At 55.2% G+C, this 1,048-nt stretch carries 1 rRNA gene; it reads right to left on the bottom strand.

Annotation, left to right across the window (positions count from 1 at the left end):
- Nucleotides 1–9: 9 nt before the first annotated feature.
- Nucleotides 10–1,048, bottom strand: a 23S ribosomal RNA gene (locus ACMX2H_RS18925); the annotation flags it as partial.

A 1,048-nucleotide genomic window follows, 5' to 3' on the forward strand; every position in this document is an offset into this window, starting at 1 on the left:
GGGGGTGGTGTGGTGTAAGTTGTCGGACTATTAGTACCGGTCAGCTCCACGAGTCTTTCGTCCTCGCTTCCACATCCGGCCTATCAACCCAGTGGTCTGGCTGGGGTCCTCTCCCCCCGAAGGGGATGGAAATCTCATCTTGAAGCCGGCTTCCCGCTTAGATGCTTTCAGCGGTTATCCAATCCGAACGTAGCTAATCAGCGGTGCACTTGGCAGTACAACTGACACACCAGAGGTTCGTCCGTCCCGGTCCTCTCGTACTAAGGACAGACCTTCTCAAATTTCCTGCGCGCGCAGCGGATAGGGACCGAACTGTCTCACGACGTTCTAAACCCAGCTCGCGTACCGCTTTAATGGGCGAACAGCCCAACCCTTGGGACCTACTCCAGCCCCAGGATGCGACGAGCCGACATCGAGGTGCCAAACCATGCCGTCGATATGGACTCTTGGGCAAGATCAGCCTGTTATCCCCGAGGTACCTTTTATCCGTTGAGCGACGGCCATTCCACAATGTGCCGCCGGATCACTAGTCCCGACTTTCGTCCCTGCTCGAGATGTCTCTCTCACAGTCAAGCTCCCTTGTGCACTTACACTCGCCACCTGATTGCCAACCAGGCTGAGGGAACCTTTGGGCGCCTCCGTTACTCTTTAGGAGGCAACCGCCCCAGTTAAACTACCCATCAGGCACTGTCCCTGACCCGGATTACGGGCCGAAGTTAGATGTCCAGAGTGACCAGAGTGGTATTTCAACGATGACTCCACCCGAACTGGCGTCCGGGCTTCACAGTCTCCCACCTATCCTACACAAGCCACACCGAACACCAATACCAAACTATAGTAAAGGTCTCGGGGTCTTTCCGTCCTGCTGCGCGTAACGAGCATCTTTACTCGTAGTGCAATTTCGCCGAGTTTATGGTTGAGACAGCGGGGAAGTCGTTACTCCATTCGTGCAGGTCGGAACTTACCCGACAAGGAATTTCGCTACCTTAGGATGGTTATAGTTACCACCGCCGTTTACTGGGGCTTAAATTCTCCGCTTCGCCCCCGA

Origin of the sequence: Arthrobacter sulfonylureivorans, assembly GCF_047607445.1 — a bacterium.
GTDB classification, from domain to species: domain Bacteria; phylum Actinomycetota; class Actinomycetes; order Actinomycetales; family Micrococcaceae; genus Crystallibacter; species Crystallibacter sulfonylureivorans_A.